A 21,955-nucleotide genomic window follows, 5' to 3' on the forward strand; every position below is an offset into this window, starting at 1 on the left:
TGTCAGACCTCCTCCACCGTCAGCACCCCGCCCATGGCCTTGATCGCCCCCTTGACCTGCGGCGTCACCGGATAATCGCGCGGCAGTTCAAGGTCGATCTCTTCACCCGTATCGGGATCGGGCACGCAGAAGGTGATCGCGCCGCGCCCGCGTGCGCCCTTGCCGTCCAGCCCCGCCAGCAGCGCCGCGACCGAGGCCACGGCCTCGGCCCGGTCGATATGGATGCGCAGATTGCTGCCGCCCGCCTGCTGGGCGACCTGATCAATCGGCTGGGCGGCGCGCGCCAGCAGTTTCAGCGTCTCACCCTCCAGCGTCGCCTCAACCGTCAGCACGACATTGCTGCCCGGTTCCAGCGCATCCCGCGCAGCCTCCAGCGTGTCGGAAAACACCGTGACCTCATAGAGCCCGGTCGGATCGGACAGTTGCACGAAGGCAAAGCGGTTGCCGCGCGCCGATTTGCGTTCCTGTTTCGACGAGACCGAGCCTGCGATCTTTTCAACCCTCGGCCCACCTTGCGCCAGTTGCGTGATCTCGGCCAGCGTGCGCACGCCCTTGCGTTTCAGCGGACCCATGTAATCATCCAGCGGATGGCCCGACAGGTAAAACCCGATGGCCTTGTGTTCTTCGGTCAGCCGTTCCACCGGCAGCCAGTCATCGCGTGACCCAAGGCGCGGCTCGGGCACATCCGCGCCCGCCTCGCCGAACAGGGAAACCTGATTTGACGCCCGCGCCTCATGGATCGCCGCCGAAAAGGCGGTCAGCGCATCCAGCGCCTCAAACACCCGCGCGCGGTTGCGGTCCAGCATGTCGAAGGCCCCGGCCCGGACCAGCATTTCAAGCGAGCGTTTGCCGACGCGTTTCAGATCCACCCTGCGCGCGAAATCAAAGAGCGAGGCAAAGGGCCGGTCGCCGCGCGCCTCGACGATCATCCGCATCGCCTCGACGCCCACATTCTTCAGCGCCCCCAGCCCGTAAACCAGCGCGCCATCGGTCACGCTGAAGGTCGCCTGACCGCGGTTCACGCAAGGTGGCACCGTGGTCAGGCCCAGCCGGTCCACCTCACGTTTGTAGATCGCCAGTTTGTCGGTCAGGTGAAGATCGCAATTCATGACGCCCGCCATGAATTCCACCGGGTGATTGGCCTTCAGCCAGCCGGTCTGATAGCTGACCACGGCATAGGCGGCGGCGTGGGATTTGTTGAAGCCGTAATTGGCGAATTTTTCCAAGAGGTCGAAGACCTCACCGGCCTTTTTCGCGTCGATATTGTGGGTCTTCTTCGCGCCTTCGATGAATTTCGGCCGTTCCTTGGCCATTTCCTCGGCGATCTTCTTGCCCATGGCGCGGCGCAGAAGATCGGCGCCGCCAAGGCTGTAGCCCGCCATGACCTGCGCGATCTGCATCACCTGTTCCTGATAGACGATGATGCCCTGCGTTTCCTTCAGAATATCGTCAATCGTCGGATGGATCGAGGTGAGTTCCCGAAGCCCGTTCTTCACCTCGCAATAGGTGGGGATGTTTTCCATCGGGCCGGGACGATACAGCGCCACCAGCGCCACGATATCCTCGATGCAGGTCGGCTTCATGCGCCGCAGCGCATCCATCATGCCCGAGCTTTCCACCTGAAACACCGCGACCGTGCGGGCGGCGGAATAAAGCTCATAGGTGGCCGCGTCCTCCAGCGGGATATGGCCGATATCATTCTCGGTCCCCGGCTCGGGATCATAAAGCCGTCGTCCGTCCGACGTCTCATGCAGGCCGCGCCCCGAGGCACGGATCAGTTCGATGGCGTTCTGGATCACCGTCAGGGTCTTGAGACCCAGAAAGTCGAATTTCACCAACCCGGCCTGTTCGACCCATTTCATGTTGAACTGGGTCGCGGGCATGTCGGAACGCGGGTCCTGATACAGCGGCACCAGCGCATCCAGCGGCCGGTCGCCGATCACGACCCCCGCGGCATGGGTCGAGGCATTGCGCAACAGCCCCTCGATCTGCTGGCCATAGGTCAGGAGGCGGTCCACGACCTCCTCCTTCGCAGCCTCGCGCAGGCGCGGCTCATCGGCCAGCGCCTTGGTGATCGAGACGGGTTTCACCCCCTCGACCGGGATCATCTTGGACAGGCGGTCGACCTGCCCATAGGGCATCTGCAGCACCCGGCCCACATCGCGCACGGCGGCCTTGGACAACAGCGCGCCGAAGGTGATGATCTGGCCCACCTTCTCGCGCCCGTATTTGCGCTGGACATACTGAATGACCTCCTCGCGGCGGTCCATGCAGAAGTCGATATCGAAATCCGGCATCGAAACGCGTTCGGGATTCAGGAAGCGTTCAAACAGCAAGGCATAGCGCAAAGGGTCAAGATCGGTGATGGTCAGCGCATAAGCCACCAGCGACCCCGCACCTGACCCCCGGCCGGGGCCCACCGGAATGCCCTGATCCTTGGCCCATTTGATGAAATCGGCCACGATCAGAAAATAGCCCGGAAAGCCCATTTTCTCGATGATGCCCAGTTCGAAATCCAGCCGCGCCTCATAGTCACTGACCGGGGCGGCATGGGGAATGACGGCCAGCCGCGCTGCCAGCCCGGCCTTTGCCTGACGACGCAGTTCCTCCACCTCATCCTCGGCGAATCGCGGCAGGATCGGGTCGCGCCTCGCGGCGGCAAAGGCGCAGCGCCGAGCGATTTCCACAGTGTTTTCCAGCGCCTCGGGCAGATCGGCGAACAGCGTCGCCATTTCCGCCTCGGATTTGAAATAATGCTGCGGCGTCAGGCGGCGGCGCGGCGCTGACTGGTCGACATAGGCGCCTTCGGCAATGCAGATCAGCGCATCATGCGCCTCATACATCTTGGCTTCCGGGAAATAGACGTCATTGGTCGCGACCAGCGGCAGATCCATCGCATAGGCCATTTCGACAAAGGCGCGTTCGGTCACACGCTCGGCCTCGGGCAGTGCGCCGCCCGGCCCCGGATGGCGCTGCAATTCCACATAAAGCCGCCCCGGATAGATCGCGGCCAGCCGCGTCATCAGGGCCTCGGCCTTGGCCGCCTGCCCGCCCTGCACCAGCCGCCCGACCGCGCCTTCCGGCCCGCCCGTCAGGCAGATCAGGCCCTGCGCATAGGTCGCAAGCTCTTCCAGCGTGACCTGCGTCACCTGCCCGCCCTTGTCGAGGTAAAGGCAGGAATTGAGCTTCATCAGGTTCATGTACCCCGCTTCATCCTGCGCCAGCAGGACAATCGGGGCGGGCGGGCGCGGGCGTTCGCCGGGGCGGGCCGGATCATGGTCAAGGGCGACCTGACAGCCCAGGATCGGCTGCACCCCCGCCCCCCGTGCCACGACCGAAAATTCCAGCGCGGCAAAAAGGTTGTTGGTATCGGTCACCGCAACTGCCGGCATCCCGGCCGCCGCGCAAAGCTTCACCAGTTTCTTCAGCGGAACCGCGCCTTCCAGCAGCGAGTATTCCGTGTGGCAGCGCAGATGGATGAATCGGGGAGCATTGGACATGGCCACAGCCTAGCGATCCGGCAGGTCGGGGAAAAGGGCGCATCACTTTCAGGCAAATCCGGAAACTGCTTCGGCGCCTTCCCGAAAACTTGTGCTTGCCATGTAGCAATGCGCGGGGCTTCATGATTGACAGGGAAAAGGTGCCTTATCCGCTTTACGCCGCATCGGGCGGGCAGGCAACGCTTCGTGGGGATCAGCACCCCCCGAAGCCCTGAACGGGGAGAAGGCGGCGGGTTACCACATGACCGATATCGCGTTTCACCTGAACGGAACGCCGATCCGCCTTGGTGCCGGGGATCCGACCCGGACCCTGCTGGATTACCTGCGTGAGGATCGCGGACTGACCGGCACCAAGGAAGCCTGCCGCGAAGGCGATTGCGGGGCCTGCACAGTGATGGTGCGGGATGGGACGGGCCGGGCACAGGCGTTCAATTCCTGCATTCTGTTTCTGCCGCAACTGCAGGGCAAATCCGTCACGACGGTCGAGGGGCTGCGCGGCCCCGCAGGGCAGATGCATCCGGTGCAAGAGGAGATGATCGCCCATCACGGCAGCCAATGCGGGTTCTGCACACCGGGTTTCATCATGTCGATGGCCACCGCCCATCTGAACGGCGACCAGAACCACGACCGCGCGCTGGCCGGCAATCTGTGCCGCTGCACCGGCTATGCCCCGATCATCCGCGCGGCCGAAGCCGCCGCCGCCCGGCCCGTGCCAGACTGGATGGGGCAGGATGCGGCTTTCACCTGTTCCGAAATATCCTCGGGGGGGGAGGCCCGCACGGGCCTCGGGGGGCAGACAGCCCCCCTTGCGACCGGGTTCAGCCCCGCCAGCACCGACGATCTGGCGCAATGGTATCTGGCGAACCCTGATGCCACGCTGATCGCGGGGGCGACCGATGTCGGGCTCTGGGTCACCAAACAACTGCGTGACCTTGCCCCCGTGGCCTTTCTGGGCGGTATCGCCGATCTGGCCCAGATCCGGCAGCAGGACGGGCAGTTCCATGTCGGTGCGGGCGTCACCATCACTGATCTGATGGCGGCGGTCGAAGATACGCTGCCCTCTTTCGCGGCCCTTCTGGCGCGCTATGCCTCGCAACAGGTGCGCAATGCCGCGACCATCGGTGGCAATATCGCCAATGGCTCCCCCATCGGGGACGGACCGCCCGCGCTGATCGCATTGGGTGCAAGCCTGCATCTGCGCCGGGGCGATGCGCGGCGCCTGATCGCGATTGAGGATTTCTTTCTGGACTACCGCAAGCAGGACCGCCAGCCGGGCGAGTTTGTCGAGGCAGTCAGCTTTGCCGATACGGCGCCGGATCTGCGCTGCTACAAGATCTCGAAACGCTTCGATCAGGATATTTCCGCGATCTGCGCCTGTTTCAATGTCACCGTCGCGCAAGGCCGTGTGACTGCGGCACGGCTGGCCTTTGGCGGCATGGCGGGGATTCCGAAACGCGCGGCTGCGGCCGAGGCGGCGCTGACCGGGGCGGAATGGTCGCTGGACGCGATCCGGCAGGCTCAGGCGGCGATGGCGGGCGATTTCATGCCGATGTCCGATATGCGCGCCTCTGCCGCCTATCGGGCCGAGGTCGCGGCGGCGCTGCTGGAGCGGTATTTCCACGACCTTGCCGGCACTGCCACCGATATTCTGGAGGTGCGGGCATGAGCATGGGAAAACCGCTGCCGCATGATGCGGCCCCGCTGCATGTCTCGGGCGCTGCGCGCTATGTCGATGACATCCCGCTGCCTGCCAATGCGCTGCATCTGGCCTTTGGCCTGTCGACTATCGCGCATGGCGAGATCACGGCGATGGATCTGTCGGCGGTGCGGGCAGCACCCGGCGTTATCGGCGTCTGGTCGGCGGATGATCTGCGCGCGCGCTTCGGCGCAGTGCCGGATTGCTCGCCTTCGGCGCATGATGAACCGCTGCTGGCTGACGGTGTGGTGAAATATCTGGGCCATCCGGCGTTTCTGGTCGCCGCAACCAGCCATCTGGCCGCCCGCAAGGCCGCGCGACTGGGGCGGATCGACTATCGCGAATTACCCGCCCTTCTGACCGTCGATGACGCGCTGGCCGCCGACAGCCGGTTCGAGGACGGGCCGGTGATCTGGCAGAAGGGCGATGCCAGCACCGCCATCGCCGCCGCCCCGCATCAGGTTCAGGGCAGTTTCGAGGTCGGCGGGCAGGAGCACTTTTATCTGGAAGGTCAGGTCGCGGCCTGCCTGCCACAGGATGGTGGGGAACTTGTCATCCATTCCTCGACCCAGCACCCGACCGAGATCCAGCACAAGGTCGCCCATGCTGCCCATCTACCGATGAGTGCTGTGCGCGTCGAGGTGCGCCGCATGGGCGGCGGTTTCGGCGGCAAGGAAAGTCAGGGCAACCATCTGGCCATTGCCTGCGCGCTGGTTTCGCTGGAGACCGGGCGCCCGGCCAAGATGCGTTATGACCGGGACGATGACATGATGATCACCGGCAAGCGCCATGATCTGCGCATCCTTTACCGTGCGGGGTTCGATGCCGAGGGCCGGATTGCGGGGGTGGAGTTCACCCATCTGATGCGTTGCGGCTGGGCGCAGGATCTGTCCCTGCCCGTCGCCGACCGGGCGATGCTGCATTCGGACAATTGCTATTTCCTGCCTGCGATCCGCATCGAAAGCCACCGCTTGCGCACCCATACCCAAAGCGCCACCGCCTATCGCGGTTTCGGCGGGCCGCAGGGCATGGTCGGGATCGAACGGGTGATCGACCATGTCGCCCATGCGGTCGGGCGCGATCCGGTCGCGGTGCGGCAGGTGAATTTCTATGCCCCGATGGGGGAGGGCCCGGCAGAGGCCGGGGGCGCTTCGCCACCCCGTTCTACAAACTGGCCCCCCGAGGATATTTTCAGACAGAAAAAGGCCGGAGAGATCCAGACGACGCCCTATCATATGCCGGTCGAGGATTTTGTCGGCGATGCGATGGTGGCCGATCTGCTGGCCTCGTCGGACTATCACGCGCGGCGGGCGGCGATTTCCGACTGGAACCGCAACAGCCCGATCCTGAAGCGCGGGATTGCCCTGTCGCCGGTGAAATTCGGGATTTCCTTCACGCTGACGCATCTCAATCAGGCAGGCGCGCTGGTCCATGTCTATCAGGACGGTTCGATCCAGTTGAACCATGGTGGCACCGAAATGGGGCAGGGCCTGTTCCAGAAGGTCGCGCAGGTCGTGGCAGGTGTGTTCGGAGTGGATGCAGCGGTGATCAGGATCACCGCCACCGATACCGGCAAGGTGCCCAATACATCTGCCACGGCGGCAAGCTCGGGCAGTGACCTCAACGGGATGGCGGCGCGGGCGGCGGCCCTGACGATCCGTGACCGCATGGCCGACTGTCTGGCGCTGCAGCATCAGACCACGGCGAACACCGTGCGCTTTGAGGATGGCCATGTTCATGTCGGGGCCGAGGTTCTGGGTTTTGCCGAGGCGGCGGCGCGGGTCTATGCGGCGCGGGTCTCGCTGTCCTCGACCGGGTTCTATGCGACGCCCAAGATCATCTGGGACCGCAAGCGCGGCACCGGGCGGCCCTTCCTTTATTTTGCCTATGGCGCGGCGGTAACCGAGGTGGTGATTGACCGCCTGACCGGCGAAAACCGCATCCTGCGCACCGATATCCTGCATGATACCGGATCAAGCCTGAACCCGGCGCTGGATATCGGGCAAGTCGAAGGCGCCTATGTGCAGGGCGCGGGGTGGCTGACGATGGAGGAACTGGTCTGGGACGCCAAGGGCGCCTTGCGGACCCATGCGCCCTCGACCTACAAGATCCCGGCCTGTTCGGATCGTCCTCCGGTCTTCAATGTGCGGCTCTGGAACCGTCCGAACCGCGAGGACACGGTGGGCCGGTCCAAGGCGGTGGGGGAACCCCCCTTCATGCTGGGCATCTCAACCTTTCTGGCGCTGTCGGATGCGGTTGCGGCCTGTGGTGACGGCTCGGTTTACCCGGCGCTGGACGCGCCCGCGACGCCCGAACGGGTGCTGGCGGCGGTGAAGCGGGTGGCGCGCGATGTTTGACCGGGCGGGAGTGCTGGCCGCGATTGCGGCGCATGGCCCGGTGGCGCGGGTCGTGGTCGCGGGGATCGAAGGATCGTCCCCGCGAGAGCCGGGGGCGGCGATGCTGGTCTGGCCGCAGGGACAATCCGGCACCATCGGCGGCGGTGCGCTTGAATATCAGGCGGCGGCGCGCGCGCGGGACCTGCTGGCCCGTCGCGGCGCGCGGGTAGTGGACCGCGTGCCTTTGGGCCCGGCCATCGGCCAATGCTGCGGTGGCGCGGTGACGTTGCTGACCGAGATCTACAGCGCGTCGGACACGATCCCCGATGATGTCGTTGCGCGCCCGGTCACGGGGGAGGCGACAGAGCCGCCGCTGGCCGTGCAGCGCCTGCTGGCGCGGGCGCGCGGACAGGGACAGCGCCCGGCCCCGCAACTGCTTCAGGGTTGGATGGTCGAACCCGTCCTGCGGCCCGAGCGGCAGATCTGGATCTGGGGCGCGGGCCATGTCGGGCGCGCGCTGGTGGGTGTGCTGGCCCCGCTGCCGGGCTTTGGCCTGACATGGGTGGATACCGCGCGGGACCGCTTTCCTGACGCGATCCCCGAAGGGGTCGAGGCGCTCTGGACGCCGCATCCCGAACGGCTGGCGACCCATGCGCCGCAGGATGCCGAACATCTGGTGCTGACCTATTCGCATGCGCTGGATCTGGAATTGTGTCACCGGCTGCTGGGCCGGGGATTTCACCGGCTGGGCCTGATCGGGTCCGCCACCAAATGGGCGCGTTTCCGGTCACGGCTGGGCGCGCTGGGACATGGGGCGACATCCATCGCCCGGATCGACTGCCCGATAGGAGACCTCGCTCTGGGCAAGCACCCGCAGGCCATCGCCATCGGCGTTGCCGCGCAACTGATGAACAGACAACAACAATCCGAGACGGAGATCACGGATGACCTCAGGGATGACAGAACTTTTGCGGCTGGAGGGGCTGACCAAGGCCTATCCGGGCGTCGTCGCCAATAGCGACGTTTCCTTCGCCATCGGGACCGGTGAGGTCCATGCCCTTCTGGGGGAAAACGGCGCCGGGAAATCGACATTGGTGAAGATGATCTACGGGCTGGTGAAGCCCGATACCGGCAGGATGGTCCTGCGCGGCCAACCTTATGCACCCGACAGGCCCGCCGAGGCGCGGCGGCAGGGGGTGGCGATGGTGTTTCAGCATTTCAGCCTGTTCGAGGCGCTGGACGTGGCCGAGAATGTGGCGCTGGGCATGGAAAACCCGCCGCCCATGCGCGAACTGGCCGCCCGGATCCGCGCGGTGAGTGAGGAATACGGCCTGCCGCTGGACCCCGACCGCATGGTGGGCGATCTGTCGGCGGGCGAACGCCAGCGCGTCGAGATCGTGCGCTGCCTGTTGCAGGATCCGAAACTGCTGATCATGGATGAACCCACCAGCGTTCTGACCCCGCAAGAGGTCGAGATCCTGTTCCGCACCCTGCGGCAGCTTTCTGCAGAAGGCACGGCGATCCTATACATCAGCCACAAGCTGGAAGAGATCCGCGCGCTGTGCGACGAGGCAACGATCTTGCGGCGGGGCAAGGTGGTCGCCACCTGCACCCCGCGCGAACGGTCCGCGCGCGAGATGGCCGAACTGATGGTCGGCGCGGTGCTGACCCCGCCCGCCAAAAGCGCCAAGCCCAAGGGCGAGGTGGCGCTGGAGGTGCGCGACCTGTCCGCCGCCTCGCCTATCCCCTTCGGCACTTCGCTGAAACAGGTGAATTTCACCCTGCGCAAGGGCGAGGTTCTGGGCATTGCCGGGGTTGCGGGCAACGGGCAGGACGAATTGCTGCTGGCCCTGTCGGGAGAGTTGAAGTCCGATCCGGGCATGGTGCGGATCGCCGGGCGCGACATGGGGGCCACCGGTCCGCAGGCGCGGCGCGCGGCAGGGCTGGTTTCGGCCCCCGAGGAACGGCTGGGCCACGCCGCAGCCCCCGACATGTCGCTGGTGGAAAACGCGCTGCTGTCGGGTGCACTGCGCAAGGGGCTGGTGCGGAATGGATTCATTGACTGGGCCGCGACCGAGGATTTCGCGGCGGGTATCGTCAAGGATTTCGACGTGCGCACACCGGGCACCCATGTCGCGGCCCGGGCACTGTCAGGCGGAAACCTGCAAAAATTCGTGGTGGGCCGCGAACTGAGCCAGAGCCCCGAGGTGATCGTCATCAACCAGCCCACCTGGGGCGTCGATGCGGCGGCGGCGGCGGCGATCCGTCAGGCGATCCTTGACCGGGCCGAGGCCGGGGCGGCGGTTGTCGTCATCAGCCAGGATCTGGATGAACTGCTGGAAATTGCAGATGATTTTGCCGCGCTGAACGAGGGACGGCTGACACCGACCCGCCCTGTCGAGGGGCTGGGGATCGAGGAGATCGGCCTGATGATGGGCGGCGCGCATGATATGGAGGTGGCACATGGTCACTGAGGCACGGCGCGATTTGCGCCCTCTCGCGGCCCCGATGGGCCGGTTCACCCCCGGGGATGGCCCGGAACTGCAAGGGGCGGCCATGCCTGCGGGTTGCGCGCGTCATGGACAGGGGGGCACGGCATGATCCGGTTGGAAAAACGACCCTCCCCCTCGCGCTTCTGGCAGGTGGCGACACCGGTTCTGGCAGTCATTCTGACGATGATCGCGGGCGGGATCATGTTCGCGCTGCTGGGCAAGGATCCGGTTGCAGCGATCCGCACGATCTTCTGGGATCCGCTGTTCCATCCGCAATTTGCCGATTATTCGCGGCCGCAGCTTCTGGTGAAGGCCGGGCCGCTGATCCTGATCGCGGTCGGGCTGAGCCTTGGGTTCCGCGCCGGGATCTGGAATATCGGTGCCGAAGGCCAGTATATCATGGGCGCGATTTGCGGGGCTGCGGCGGGTCTGGCGCTTTACCCTGCCGACAGCCGCCTGATCTTTCCGCTGATGGTGATTGCGGGGGGCTTGGGCGGATGGGCCTGGGGGATGATCCCGGCGATCCTGAAGACACGATTCAACACCAATGAGATCCTTGTCTCACTGCTGCTGGTCTATGTGGCGCAATCGCTGCTGGCCTCGATGGCGCTGGGGCGTCTGCGCAACCCCGAAGGCGGCGGCTTTCCGGGCAGCCGGAACCTCAGCCGCTGGGAAAGCTCGGCCAATCCCGAACTGATTGCCGGGACGGGGATGCATTGGGGCGTGGTCGCGGCCTTCATCGCGGTGATCGCGGCTTATATCCTGCTGCAGCGTCATATCCTTGGCTTCCAGATCAAGCTGGCCGGACAGGCGCCGCGTGCGGCACGCTTTGCCGGTGTCAATCCGGCGCGGCTGGTGGTGCTGTGCCTTGGCATCTCGGGGATGCTGGCCGGTCTTGCGGGCCTGTTCGAGGTGACGGGGCCTGCGGGGCAGATCAGCATCGACTTCAATTCGGGCTATGGGTTCACGGCGATCATCGTGGCCTTTCTCGGGCGGCTCAACCCCCTTGGCATCCTGCTGGCGGGGCTGTTGATGGCGCTCACCTATATCGGGGGGGAACTGGCACAGCTGATGCTGGGGCTTCCCGCAGCGGCGATCCAGGCCTTTCAGGGGATGCTGCTCTTCTTCCTTCTCGCGGTGGACCTTCTGTCCAATTACCGCATCAGAATTGCCGGACCGGCGGGGGTGGCGTGATGGATTTCGGTGGTATCAATCCTGCGGTGCTGATCGCCTCGCTGATGGTGGCCTCGGTGCCGATCCTGCTGGCGGCGCTGGGGGAACTGGTGGTCGAGAAGGCGGGGGTGCTGAACCTTGGCGTCGAGGGCATGATGATCATGGGCGCGGTCTGCGGCTTCATCACCGCGGTCACGACCGGCAGTCCGCTGCTGGGCTTTCTGGGGGGTGCCCTGGGGGCGGCGGTGCTGAGCCTGATCTTCGCGCTGCTGACGCAGGTGCTGCTGGCCAATCAGGTGGCGACAGGTCTGGCGCTGACGCTGTTCGGGCTGGGACTGTCAAGCCTGCTGGGGCAGGGCTATGTCGGCATCAAGCCGCCCGCGACGGGGGTGGTTCCGCTGGGGCCGCTGGCCGATATTCCGGGGCTGGGGCGGATCCTGTTCCGGCATGACTGGATGGTCTATGCCTCCATCGCGATGGTGGCGGCGGTCTGGGCGGTGCTGCGCTTCACCCGCATGGGTCTGATCCTGCGCGCGGTGGGCGAAAGCGCCGATGCCGCCCATGCGCTGGGCTACAAGGTGACGCGCATCCGGATCATGGCGATTCTGTTCGGGGGCGCCATGGCGGGGCTGGGCGGGGCCTATGTCAGTCTGGTGCGCGTGCCGCAATGGACCGACGGGATCACCGCAGGCGCGGGCTGGATCGCGCTGGCCATCGTTGTCTTTGCCAGCTGGCGGCCGGGCCGGGTGCTGATCGGTGCCTATTTGTTTGGCGGAATCACCGTGTTGCAGCTTAATCTGCAGGCAGCGGGGGCGCGAATCCCCGTCGAATACTTGTCGATGTCGCCCTATCTGATAACCATCCTTGTGCTGGTCATCATGTCCTCCGGCAAGGGCCGGGCCTCGCTGAACGCGCCCGCCTCACTGGGCCGGAATTTCCACGCCTCGCGCTAGCGCGGGGCAAAACGCAGAAACGCCGCGCGGTGACGCGCGGCAAAAATCCAACAGGGGCCGGAACAAGGCCCCGCCAACCGGGAGCACCCCATGAATCGTAGAACTTTGCTGGCAACCGCAGCCCTTGGTCTGGGCCTTGGCCTTGGGGGCGCGGCCTCGGCGCAGGGCATGGACAAGGTCAAGGCCTGTTTCGTCTATGTCGGTCCGGTCGGCGATGGCGGCTGGACCTATCAGCACCATCAGGGCCTTCTGGCCGTAGAGGCGGAATTCGGCGACCGTGTCGAGACCGCCTATCAGGAAAGTGTGCCGGAAGGCGCGGATGCCGAGCGTGTGCTGACGCAGATGGCGCTGTCGGGCTGCAACATCATCTTCACCACCTCCTTCGGCTATATGGATGCCACCAACAACGTCGCGGCGAAGTTCCCCGATATCAAGTTCGAGCATGCGACCGGCTACAAGCGCGAACATCCGAATGTCTCGATCTACAATGCGCGCTTTTATGAAGGCCGCGCGGTGACCGGGCTTATCGCGGGGCATATGACGAAGTCGAACAAGATCGGTTATATCGGGTCTTTCCCGATCCCCGAGGTTGTCCAGGGCATCAACGCGACCTACCTGCATGCCAAGAAGGTCAATCCCGATGTCTCGATCTCGGTCGTCTGGGCCTATACCTGGTTCGATCCGGCGAAAGAGGCCGATGCCGCCAAGGCGCTGATCGAGCAGGGCGTCGATGTGATCGTGCAGCATACCGATTCGACCGCGCCGCTGGCCGAGGCCGCCAAGACACCCGGCGTGATCGGGTTCGGTCAGGCCTCCGACATGTCGGAATACAAGACCAATCCCGATGGCACCCCTGGCCCGCGTGTTTCGTCGATCATCGACGAATGGTCGCCCTATTACATCAAGCGCGTCGGTGCGCTGCTGGACGGGACATGGGAATCGATCGACAGCTGGGAAGGCATTGCCGCCGGTGAGGTTGTGATCGGTGAGATCACCGAGGCCGTGCCCGCCGAGGTGAAGGCCGAGGCCGAGGCGCTGCGCGATGCGATTGCCGATGGCAGCTATCACCCCTTCACCGGCCCGCTGAACAAGCAGGACGGTTCGGCATGGCTGGCCGAGGGTGAAACCGCCAGCGACGGGGATCTGCTGGGCATGAAGTTCTATGTCGAGGGCATTTCGGGCGATATCCCGAACTGATTGCCGGTCCGGGCTGACATGCGGTGAAGGGGGGCCTTTGTGCCCCCCTTTTCCTTGCGCCGAAGCCGTGGCAGGTTGCGCGGCATGGATATGGATTTTCTCATCATCGGGGGGGGCATCGCCGGGGTTTCGGCCGCCGCGCGTCTGGCCCCGCTTGGATCGCTCATGCTGCTGGAGGCCGAGACGGCACTGGCATGGCACGCCTCGGGCCGTTCGGCAGCCCTTTATGAACCGAATTACGGCTCTCCCCCGGTTGTGGCGCTGTCGCGCGCCTCGGGTGATTATTTCCGGCAGGCCGAGGGCGTGCTGTCGGAACGCGGATTGCTGCTGCTGGCGCGCGCGCATGAGGTCGCGGAGTTTGACCATGATCTGACCTCGATGGACTTCGCCGAAATATCCGTGGATGAGGCGCTGGCGAAAGTGCCGGTGCTGAAACGCGATGTCCTTTCGCGTGCGGGCTTTGCCGCTCATGCCTGGGATATCGACACCGATTTGCTGATTCAGGGATTCGCCGCGCAGGCCCGCGCCGAAGGGGCGCGGATCGTGACCGATGCGCGCATTACCGGCCTGCGCCGCGACGGGGCGGGCTGGCAGGTCACCTCGACCGCAGGCACCTTCACTGCGCGCATGATCATCAATGCCGCCGGGGCCTGGGCGGATGAGATTGCGAAACTGGCGGGGGTGCGCCCGCTGGGATTTCAGCCCTATCGCCGGTCGATGGCGCGGATCCCGGCACCGGGCGGCCATGATGTCAGCCGCTGGCCGATGATCTTTGGCGCAGGCGAAACATGGTATGCGAAACCCGATGCCGGCGCGCTGATCGTATCGCCGGCCGAGGAACATCCGATGGTGCCGCATGATGCCTGGGCCGATGACATGGTGCTGGCCGAGGGGCTGGCACGATACGAGGAATTCGTGACCGAACCGGTTACGCGGATGCTGGCGAACTGGGCCGGATTGCGCACCTTCGCGCCGGACCGCGCGCTGGTGATCGGCCCGGACCCGGTTGAGCCGGGGTTTTTCTGGCTGGCGGGGCAGGGCGGGCAGGGCTTCCAGTCCAGCCCCGCCGCAAGCCTTCTGGCCGCCGATCTGGTGGCCGGGCGCGCCCCGGAGGTCGGGGCCGATATCGTGGCGGCGGTGTCCCCGGCGCGCTTTGGCTGATCCTTCGGGCGTTGCCTTCGGGGGCGGGGTGACATTGCGCCGGGCGCCTGACAGACTGGCGCGCAAAGCAGGGTAAGAGGCGGGGCAGGCAGGCATGTGGCGCATCGGGGCGGCGTTTCTGGCAGTGGCGATCATGGCGGCGGGCTGTGGCCCGCGCGCGCCGCAATCCACAGGGCAGAGCGGTGCGGCAGCCCTGCCTGCAGTGGTCGTCAATCCGCCGCGTTTCGGCGATGACAAGCCCCATCCCTGGGACGGGCGCGACCCGTCCTCCTATCCTGTGCACGGGATTGATGCGGCCCGGTTCCAGACCGGGGTGGACTGGTTGCAGGCGCGTGAGGCCGGGGTCTCCTTTGCCTTTCTGAAGGCGACCGAGGGCGGCGACATGCTGGACCCGGAATTCCGAAGCCACTGGCAGGGGGCAGGCCGGGCGGGCATTCCGCGCGGCGCCTATCACTTCTTCTATTTCTGCCGCCCGGCCATCGAACAGGCGCGCTGGTTCATCGCCAATGTGCCGCGCAGCCCCGGCGCGCTGCCGCCGGTTCTGGATATGGAGTGGAACGCCCATTCACCCACATGCCGCCTCCGCCCCGATGGCGCAAAGGTGCGGGCCGAGGCGGGGATCTTCCTTGATGCGCTGGAACGCCATTACGGGCAGCGCCCGATCGTCTATACGACGGTGGACTTCTACCGCGACAACGATATGGGCCGCCTGCCCCGGGTGGAATTCTGGTTGCGCTCGGTCGCGGGACATCCCTCAAAGGTCTATCCGGGGCAGGACTGGCGCTTCTGGCAATATAGCGGCACGGGCCGGGTTCCGGGCTTTCCGGGGCGCACCGATCTGAACGTCTTTTCGGGATCGGTCGGCGACTGGCAGCGCTGGCTGGCCGCGCGCCGCCAATAGCCGCGCGTTTCCAGCCGCTTATCATGATGAAAGCAGCAAACATGGATGCCCTGACGGGCAATCCTGCGGATCCGGATGACTTGCTTGGGGGGGAATGCGGCATCCCCAGGGAGGAGGAGAGGGGATGCCGCCAGTCCGTCCGACCCAGGGAGGAGGAGAGGGTCGGCCGTGCCGTCCGGGGACACATATCCCCGTATCTGGTTGCGGCATCCCCAGGGAGGAGGAGGGGGATGCCGCCAGTCCGTCCGACCCAGGGAGGAGGAGAGGGCCAGCCGTGCCGTCCGGGGACACATATCCCCGTATCTGGTTGCGGCATCCCCAGGGAGGAGGAGGGGGATGCCGCCAGTCCGTCCGACCCAGGGAGGAGGAGAGGGTCGGCCGTGCCGTCCGGGGATCCATGTCCCCGTATCTGGTTGCGGCGACCCCAGGGAGGAGGAGGGGGCCGCCGCGTGCTCCTTTCGGCCCAGGGAGGAGGAAGGGCCGTCCGGTATTCGGCTCGGAAACCTGCCGTTTCGGCGATTTCCGGAAGAAAGGTGCGGCGACACCAGGGAGGAGGAGAGGGTGCCGCCGCTTTTGCTACAAGACCCGGGAGGAGGTGGGCCTTCGCAAAGACATGTTACTTGCCGTAAGCCGCTTCAAGAGCGATACGGGTGATCATCGTGCGATGGATGCCGAGATCGGCAAGTTCGCGCGAGGAAAGGGCGTTCAGCTCACGCTGCGTCTGCTTGAAGACGCGGCGGCGGTGCAGGGTCAGGCGGATGGATTTGACCATCTCGTCGAACCGTTCCGACAGGCTGGCGGTGAAACCGCGGGAGATGCTGATATAAGCCATGATGGGCCTCGTCTTTACTTTCTGCTGGCGTTCTGATCGTTGCGATCTGTGCCGTTGAAGCCAAGATGCCCCCTATGCTGCAATTGCACAATACCGATTGGCTGCAATGCTGCCATGCAGCATCGGAATGGCTGGGTGCTGAAATTACCCTGCGTAAACAGGCGCATCGCCTTAAATTTAGGCGCTGAAGTAAAGCGGGCTTGCCGTTTCCGACCGGAATGACAAGGTGAGTCGCACAATTGGGCAAAGGAGAAACGCATGGAAGCGGATCGCAAGCGGATCCTTGAGGCGCTGGCGGGCATTGCCTGCCCCGGGGGCGGCACACTTGTGTCGCGTGATCTGATTCGGGCGCTGTCGGTCGAGGGCGGTGCGGTGCGCTTTGTCATCGAGGCCGCCAGCCCCGATGAGGCGCGCGCGCTTGGCCCGGTTCAAGCGCAGGCCGAGGCGGTGCTGCGCGCGCTGCCCGGCATCGCGTCGGTTCAGATCGTGATGACCGCGCATGGCCCGGCGGCCAAGCCCGCCGCAGCCCCGCCCAGCCTGAAGATCGGCCAGCATCCGACCCCGCAACAGGGCGGTCCGCAGCCCTTGTCAGGCGTGGACCGGATCATTGCCATCGGTTCGGGCAAGGGCGGGGTGGGCAAATCCACCGTTTCCTCCAACATTGCCGTGGCGCTGGCCCGGCAGGGGCGGCGCGTGGGCCTTCTGGATGCCGATATCTACGGGCCCAGCCAGCCGCGCATGATGGGCCTGTCGAAACGCCCCGCCTCACCCGATGGCAAGACGATCATTCCGTTGCAGGCGCATGGTGTCACGGTCATGTCCATCGGATTGATGCTGAATGATGGTGAGGCCGTGGTCTGGCGCGGCCCGATGATCATGGGGGCGTTGCAGCAACTGATCGGTCAGGTGGAATGGGGCAAGCTGGATGTCCTGCTGATTGATCTGCCGCCGGGAACCGGGGATATCCAGCTGACCCTGTGCCAGCGCACGCAGCTGACGGGGGCCATTGTCGTCTCGACACCGCAGGATGTGGCCCTGATCGACGCGCGCCGCGCCATCGACATGTTCCGCAAGCTGAAAACCCCGGTGCTGGGGCTGATCGAGAACATGTCCTTTTATCACTGCCCCAATTGCGGGCATGAGGCGCATCTCTTCGGCCATGGCGGGGTCGCGGCCGAGGCGCAGGCGCTGGACCTGCCGTTCCTTGGGGCGTTGCCCATCGACCTTGCGGTGCGGCAGGGCGGGGACGGGGGCATGCCCGCCGCCCTAGGCGATGGCCCCGCCGCCGAGGCCTATGGCGCGATGGCCCGCCGCCTGATTGACGGCGGAATGGGCTGAGGCGGGATATTCCGGGCCCGTCTGTGGCACCGCCCGGGTCGGGGCGGGCGGCAGGTGGGACCGGGTGGGACGAGGCCCGGGGCGGCCATCCCGTTCCGAATCACTTTCGATGCCGGAACCGTGAATCGGGGTGAGTCCGCGAGGATTTCACCCCGATTTTTCAATGCGGGGATGCGTTGATCGGCCGGTAATGGAGAAATCTTGGGAAAACGTGGGACGAATTCTGGCGGCGGAGTATTCTGGCGGTTTGACTATATATGGTAGTATCTCAACATGCTTTTCGCCAGAGTTTGGTCTGATTGCCCCTGAGTAGCCACAATATCCTGTAATGCGCAGGGGGCCGGCACCAGATCTGCGCGGCATTTGCCCAGCTGGACCCATAGAAATCCGTTGCTTCCCATGAATTCCCATGGCATCAAGGTTTCACGGAAGCAGAGCGGCACGGAACAGGGGCAACCAAAGACCCCGAAATGGCGAAAAAGCAGGCTCATACAGGCAACCTCTCTGCTTCCGAAAATAAAGGATCCGGCGCGCGAGCGAGCAGACATCCCCCCAGGTGGCGCGCGCAGTCGGACATTCCCGGAGACGGGACAGGGCGGCGGATCGGGCAGTGGCAGCAGCCCGATCCGCCGTTGTCCGTTTCAAGGGGCTTGTTGGGGCAGTCGAGGTAACAGGAACGCGAGGCCGTGGCCGAGGATTTCAGGGGCGAATACTACCAGAAGGTAGATGGCAAGGCCCGGGTCTCTATCCCGGCTGCCTTTCGCCGTGTCCTTGAAGCTGGCGATTCCCCCAGCCCGGAATTTCCCCGCACCCGCATCGTGATGGTTTACGGCGACAAGCGCCGGCAGTTCGCCGAAGGCTACAGCCAGACCGGCGCCGAACGTCTTTCGAAAATGGTCAGAAAACTGCCCTTCGGGTCCAAGGCCCGATTGCGGGCCGAGCGTGACCTGCTGATCAGTTCGCTGACCATTGAAATCGACGAGGACGGCCGGATCGTGCTGCCGCAGAAGGTGCGCGACAAGATCGGCTTCACCGAGGGTGAGATCGTTCTGGCAGGCTCGCTTGACCGGTTCCAGATCTGGCGGCGCGATACCTATGAAGCGGTCTTTGATGCGCTGGATGACGATGACGACATCCTGCCCGAAGGCGCTGATATCCTGTCGCTGCTGAGCGATGTCGACACGGAGGAATGAGCCGTGCCGCGTCGTGATCCCGAAGCCCCTTCCGTTGAACCGAAATCCGCCGGGCCGCATGTCCCGGTCCTGATCCGTCCGCTGATCGACCTTGTCGCGCCGGTGGCGGGGGAATGGCTGGATGGCACATTCGGTGCGGGCGGCTATGCGCGCGCGTTGCTGGCGGCCGGGGCGGGGCGGGTGACCGGGGTTGACCGCGACCCGCTGGCGCTGGAGATGGCAGCCCCGCTGAAGGCCGAGTTCGGCGACCGGCTGCGGCTGGTTGCGGGGCGTTTTTCCGAACTGGACGCCCATGCGCCCGGCCCTTTGGACGGGGTGGTGCTGGATCTGGGCGTCTCTTCCATGCAGCTTGATATTGCTGAGCGCGGATTTTCCTTCCTGCGCGATGGCCCTCTGGACATGCGGATGAGCCAATCGGGCGAAAGCGCCGCTGATCTGGTGAATTTCGCCAGCGAGGAACAGCTTGCCGATGTGATCTATCACTTTGGCGAGGATCGCGCCGCGCGCCGCATCGCCCGCGCCATCGTGGCGGCGCGCAGCCCCGAGCCGATTACCACGACCCTGCGGCTGGCCGAGGTGGTGGCCTCGGTCCTGCCGCGCCCCAAGCCTGGGCAAAGCCATCCCGCCACCCGCGCCTTTCAGGCGATCCGCATTGCCGTCAATACCGAGTTTTCGGAACTGGTCGAGGGGCTTGCCGCCGCCGAACGGGCGCTGAAGCCCGGCGGGGTACTGGCTGTGGTCAGCTTCCACAGCCTTGAGGACCGCATTGTGAAGCGGTTTTTCCAGTCGCGGTCCGGTGGCGGCGGGCAGGGCAGCCGCTATGCGCCCGAACGACCCGCCGAGACGCCCCGTTTCACGCTTCTCAACCGCAAGGCCATCGGCCCGGATGAGGCCGAACTTGCCGAAAACCCACGCTCCCGTTCTGCGATCCTCCGGGCCGGGCGGCGCACCGATGCAGCCCCCGGTCCGCTCGATCCGGCCGAACTGGGCGTGCCCCTTCTTCCTGCTGCCAACAAGAAAGGACGCCGCTGATGCGCCCCTTCCTCTCTGTCCTTGCCGCCCTTGCGCTGATGGCGCTGGCCTTCTGGGCTTACCGCGAGAATTACACCACACAGGCCGCCCTGCGCGAGGTTTCGGCCCTCAATCAGGAAATTGTCGGCCTGCGGGAATCGCTGAACCTGCAGCGGGCGGAATGGGCCTATCTGAACCGGCCCGACCGGCTGCGCGATCTGGCGGTGCTGAATTTCGACCGGCTGGGCCTTCTGCCGATGGAGCCGGAACAGTTCGGCCGCGTCGATCAGGTGGCCTTCCCGCCGCCGCCGCCGCTGTTGCCTGCTGATCTCAACCCGGTCGATATCGCCGCCGCCATCGAGGGGGATCCGCTGTGACCCGCACCCCGCTGCGCCCGCTTGCCCGGATCCTGTCGGCCCGCGAGAAAGGCGAGAACCCCGACCATATCGAGGCCGAGAACAAGCGCCTGCGCGCAGAGGCCAGCCGCGACCGGCAGCGTGGCCGGGCGGAGGGGCGGTTGCTTATCCTCGGTTTTGCCTTCTTTGTCGGCTTTGCCGTGGTCGGGCTGCGGATGGGCGATCTGGCGGCTTCGGTCCCCGAGGAACCGCGCAGTTTTGCCTCGGGCGCGCAGATCAGCGCCGCCCGCGCCGATATCACCGACCGCAAGGGGCGGCTTCTGGCCACCAACCTGTCGACCCATGCGCTTTATGCCCATCCCAAACAGATGATTGATCCGCCCCGTGTGGCGCGGGAACTGGCCGCGCTGTTTCCCGAGATGAAGCCCGAGGATCTGGAACGCCGCTTTACCGATGGCCGGTCCTTCCTCTGGCTGCGCCGCAAGCTTAGCCCCGAACAGATGCAGGCCGTGCATGAAATCGGCGATCCGGGCCTTTTGTTCGGGCCGCGCGACATGCGGCTTTATCCCAATGGCACGCTGGGCGCGCATATCCTTGGCGGCAGTTCCTTCGGGGCCGAGGGCGTTCATTCCGCCGAGGTGATCGGCACAGCGGGGATCGAGCGCGCGATGGATGCGCGCCTGCGCGATCCCGCACTTGCCTCGCAGCCGCTGGCGCTGTCCATCGACCTGTCCGTGCAGACCGCGATGCGCGAAGTTCTGGATGCGGGCATGGTGATGATGAATGCCAAGGGCGCGGCCGGCATCCTGATGGATGTGCGCACGGGTGAGGTTCTCAGCCTTGTCTCGCTGCCCGATTTCGATCCGAATGACCGGCCCAATCCGCTGGTCAAGGGCGATCCCGCCGACAGCCCGCTGTTCAACCGCGCAGTGCAGGGCGTCTATGAACTGGGCTCGACCTTCAAGATATTTGCCACCGCGCAGGCGTTGGAACTGGGGCTCGTCAATCCCGATACGATGGTCGATGCCAATGCGCCGATGCGCTGGGGCAAACACACGATCAATGAGTTTCAGCGCAAGAATTACGGGCCGAAACTGTCGGTGACCGATGTGATCGTGAAATCCTCGAATGTCGGCACGGCGCGTCTTGCGCTGCAGATCGGGGCCGAACGGCAGCAATCCTTCCTGCGCAGGCTGGGCTTTTTCGCGCCGACCTCGCTGGAACTGTCCGAGGCCCCCGGTGCGCGTCCGCTGATCCCGGCGCGCTGGCCCGAAATTGTGACGATCACCACCTCCTACGGTCACGGCATGTCGGCCAGCCCGATGCATCTGGCCACCGCCTATGCCGCGATTGCCAATAAGGGCGTGATGGTCCAGCCGACGCTTTTGCGCCGGGAAGGCACGGTCGAGGGCGTTCGGGTGATGTCGGAACGTACCGCGCAGGCCTCGGTCGAGATGCTGCGCAAGGTCGTGACCGAGGGCACCGCCAGCTATGCCGAGGTTCCGGGCTATGCCATCGCCGGAAAGACCGGCACGGCGGACAAGCCGAAGCGGACGGGCGGCTATTACAAGGACAAGGTTATCAATACTTTCGCCTCGATCTTTCCCGCCGAGGACCCGCGCTATGTGCTGATCGTCACGCTGGATGAACCGGTCGATACCTCCGGACCCGAGCCGCGCCGCACCGCCGGCTGGACGGCCGTGCCGGTCGCCGCCGAGGTGGTGCGCCGCGTCGCCCCGTTGCTGGGGGTGCGGCCACAGATTGAAACCCTCGTACCGGATGCGGTATCAGCACGGCGCAACTGACGACAAAAAGG

16 protein-coding genes are annotated in these 21,955 nt (G+C 65.3%); 14 read left to right on the top strand and 2 right to left on the bottom strand.

Annotated features, from left to right (window positions below; genetic code table 11):
• Window positions 1-2: 2 nt before the first annotated feature.
• Window positions 3-3,500, bottom strand: coding sequence for a DNA polymerase III subunit alpha (gene dnaE / locus JL811_RS03225; RefSeq protein ID WP_202686876.1), 3,498 nt, complete (start codon window positions 3,498-3,500; stop codon window positions 3-5).
• Between the two features lie 241 nt (window positions 3,501-3,741).
• On the opposite strand from dnaE, the gene xdhA reads away from it, so the two are divergent.
• From xdhA to JL811_RS03270, 9 genes are all read left to right on the top strand, one after another.
• A complete protein-coding gene (xdhA, locus tag JL811_RS03230; RefSeq protein WP_202686878.1) occupies window positions 3,742-5,166 on the top strand; it encodes a xanthine dehydrogenase small subunit in 1,425 nt (474 codons plus the stop codon).
• Window positions 5,163-7,553: a xanthine dehydrogenase molybdopterin binding subunit gene (xdhB, locus tag JL811_RS03235; protein WP_202686880.1), complete on the top strand. Its 2,391-nt coding sequence runs from the start codon at window positions 5,163-5,165 to the stop codon at window positions 7,551-7,553. Before xdhA ends, xdhB begins: the two co-directional genes overlap by 4 nt.
• Window positions 7,546-8,550 carry a xanthine dehydrogenase accessory protein XdhC gene (gene xdhC / locus JL811_RS03240; RefSeq protein WP_202686882.1) on the top strand — a complete coding sequence of 335 codons (1,005 nt, stop codon included), beginning with the start codon at window positions 7,546-7,548 and terminating at the stop codon, window positions 8,548-8,550. Before xdhB ends, xdhC begins: the two co-directional genes overlap by 8 nt.
• Entirely contained in the window at window positions 8,489-10,006 is a 1,518-nt protein-coding gene (locus JL811_RS03245; RefSeq protein ID WP_202686883.1) for an ABC transporter ATP-binding protein, read from the top strand. The genes xdhC and JL811_RS03245 overlap by 62 nt, the downstream gene beginning before the upstream one ends.
• Window positions 10,007-10,129: 123 nt before the next feature.
• Entirely contained in the window at window positions 10,130-11,218 is a 1,089-nt protein-coding gene (locus JL811_RS03250; protein ID WP_202686885.1) for an ABC transporter permease, read from the top strand.
• Window positions 11,218-12,150, top strand: a complete 933-nt coding sequence (locus tag JL811_RS03255; RefSeq protein ID WP_202686886.1) for an ABC transporter permease — start codon at window positions 11,218-11,220, stop codon at window positions 12,148-12,150. Before JL811_RS03250 ends, JL811_RS03255 begins: the two co-directional genes overlap by 1 nt.
• Window positions 12,151-12,240: 90 nt before the next feature.
• Complete coding sequence (locus JL811_RS03260) at window positions 12,241-13,347, top strand: BMP family ABC transporter substrate-binding protein (protein WP_202686888.1); 1,107 nt, start codon at window positions 12,241-12,243, stop codon at window positions 13,345-13,347.
• A gap of 84 nt (window positions 13,348-13,431) precedes the next feature.
• A complete protein-coding gene (locus JL811_RS03265; protein WP_202686890.1) occupies window positions 13,432-14,508 on the top strand; it encodes an NAD(P)/FAD-dependent oxidoreductase in 1,077 nt (358 codons plus the stop codon).
• Between the two features lie 94 nt (window positions 14,509-14,602).
• Entirely contained in the window at window positions 14,603-15,409 is an 807-nt protein-coding gene (locus tag JL811_RS03270) for a glycoside hydrolase family 25 protein (RefSeq protein WP_202686892.1), read from the top strand.
• A 616-nt stretch (window positions 15,410-16,025) separates the two neighbouring features.
• Here JL811_RS03270 and JL811_RS03275 read toward each other — a convergent pair.
• On the bottom strand, window positions 16,026-16,241 hold the full coding sequence (locus JL811_RS03275) for a DUF1127 domain-containing protein (protein WP_202686893.1): 216 nt from the start codon (window positions 16,239-16,241) through the stop codon (window positions 16,026-16,028).
• Window positions 16,242-16,499: 258 nt separating this feature from the next.
• Between JL811_RS03275 and JL811_RS03280 the strand changes: the two genes are divergently transcribed.
• The 5 genes from JL811_RS03280 to JL811_RS03300 all read left to right on the top strand — a co-directional run bounded on the left by JL811_RS03280 (window position 16,500) and on the right by JL811_RS03300 (window position 21,944).
• Entirely contained in the window at window positions 16,500-17,579 is a 1,080-nt protein-coding gene (locus JL811_RS03280; protein ID WP_202686894.1) for an Mrp/NBP35 family ATP-binding protein, read from the top strand.
• A gap of 686 nt (window positions 17,580-18,265) precedes the next feature.
• Entirely contained in the window at window positions 18,266-18,772 is a 507-nt protein-coding gene (locus tag JL811_RS20235; protein ID WP_202686896.1) for a division/cell wall cluster transcriptional repressor MraZ, read from the top strand.
• A 3-nt stretch (window positions 18,773-18,775) separates the two neighbouring features.
• Window positions 18,776-19,804, top strand: coding sequence for a 16S rRNA (cytosine(1402)-N(4))-methyltransferase RsmH (rsmH, locus tag JL811_RS03290; RefSeq protein WP_202686897.1), 1,029 nt, complete (start codon window positions 18,776-18,778; stop codon window positions 19,802-19,804).
• On the top strand, window positions 19,804-20,160 hold the full coding sequence (gene ftsL, locus JL811_RS03295; protein ID WP_202686899.1) for a cell division protein FtsL: 357 nt from the start codon (window positions 19,804-19,806) through the stop codon (window positions 20,158-20,160). The genes rsmH and ftsL overlap by 1 nt, the downstream gene beginning before the upstream one ends.
• Window positions 20,157-21,944 carry a penicillin-binding transpeptidase domain-containing protein gene (locus JL811_RS03300; RefSeq protein WP_202686900.1) on the top strand — a complete coding sequence of 596 codons (1,788 nt, stop codon included), beginning with the start codon at window positions 20,157-20,159 and terminating at the stop codon, window positions 21,942-21,944. Before ftsL ends, JL811_RS03300 begins: the two co-directional genes overlap by 4 nt.
• The last annotated feature ends 11 nt before the right edge of the window (window positions 21,945-21,955 follow it).

Origin of the sequence: Szabonella alba (assembly GCF_016765775.1) — a bacterium.
Lineage (GTDB): Bacteria > Pseudomonadota > Alphaproteobacteria > Rhodobacterales > Rhodobacteraceae > Szabonella > Szabonella alba.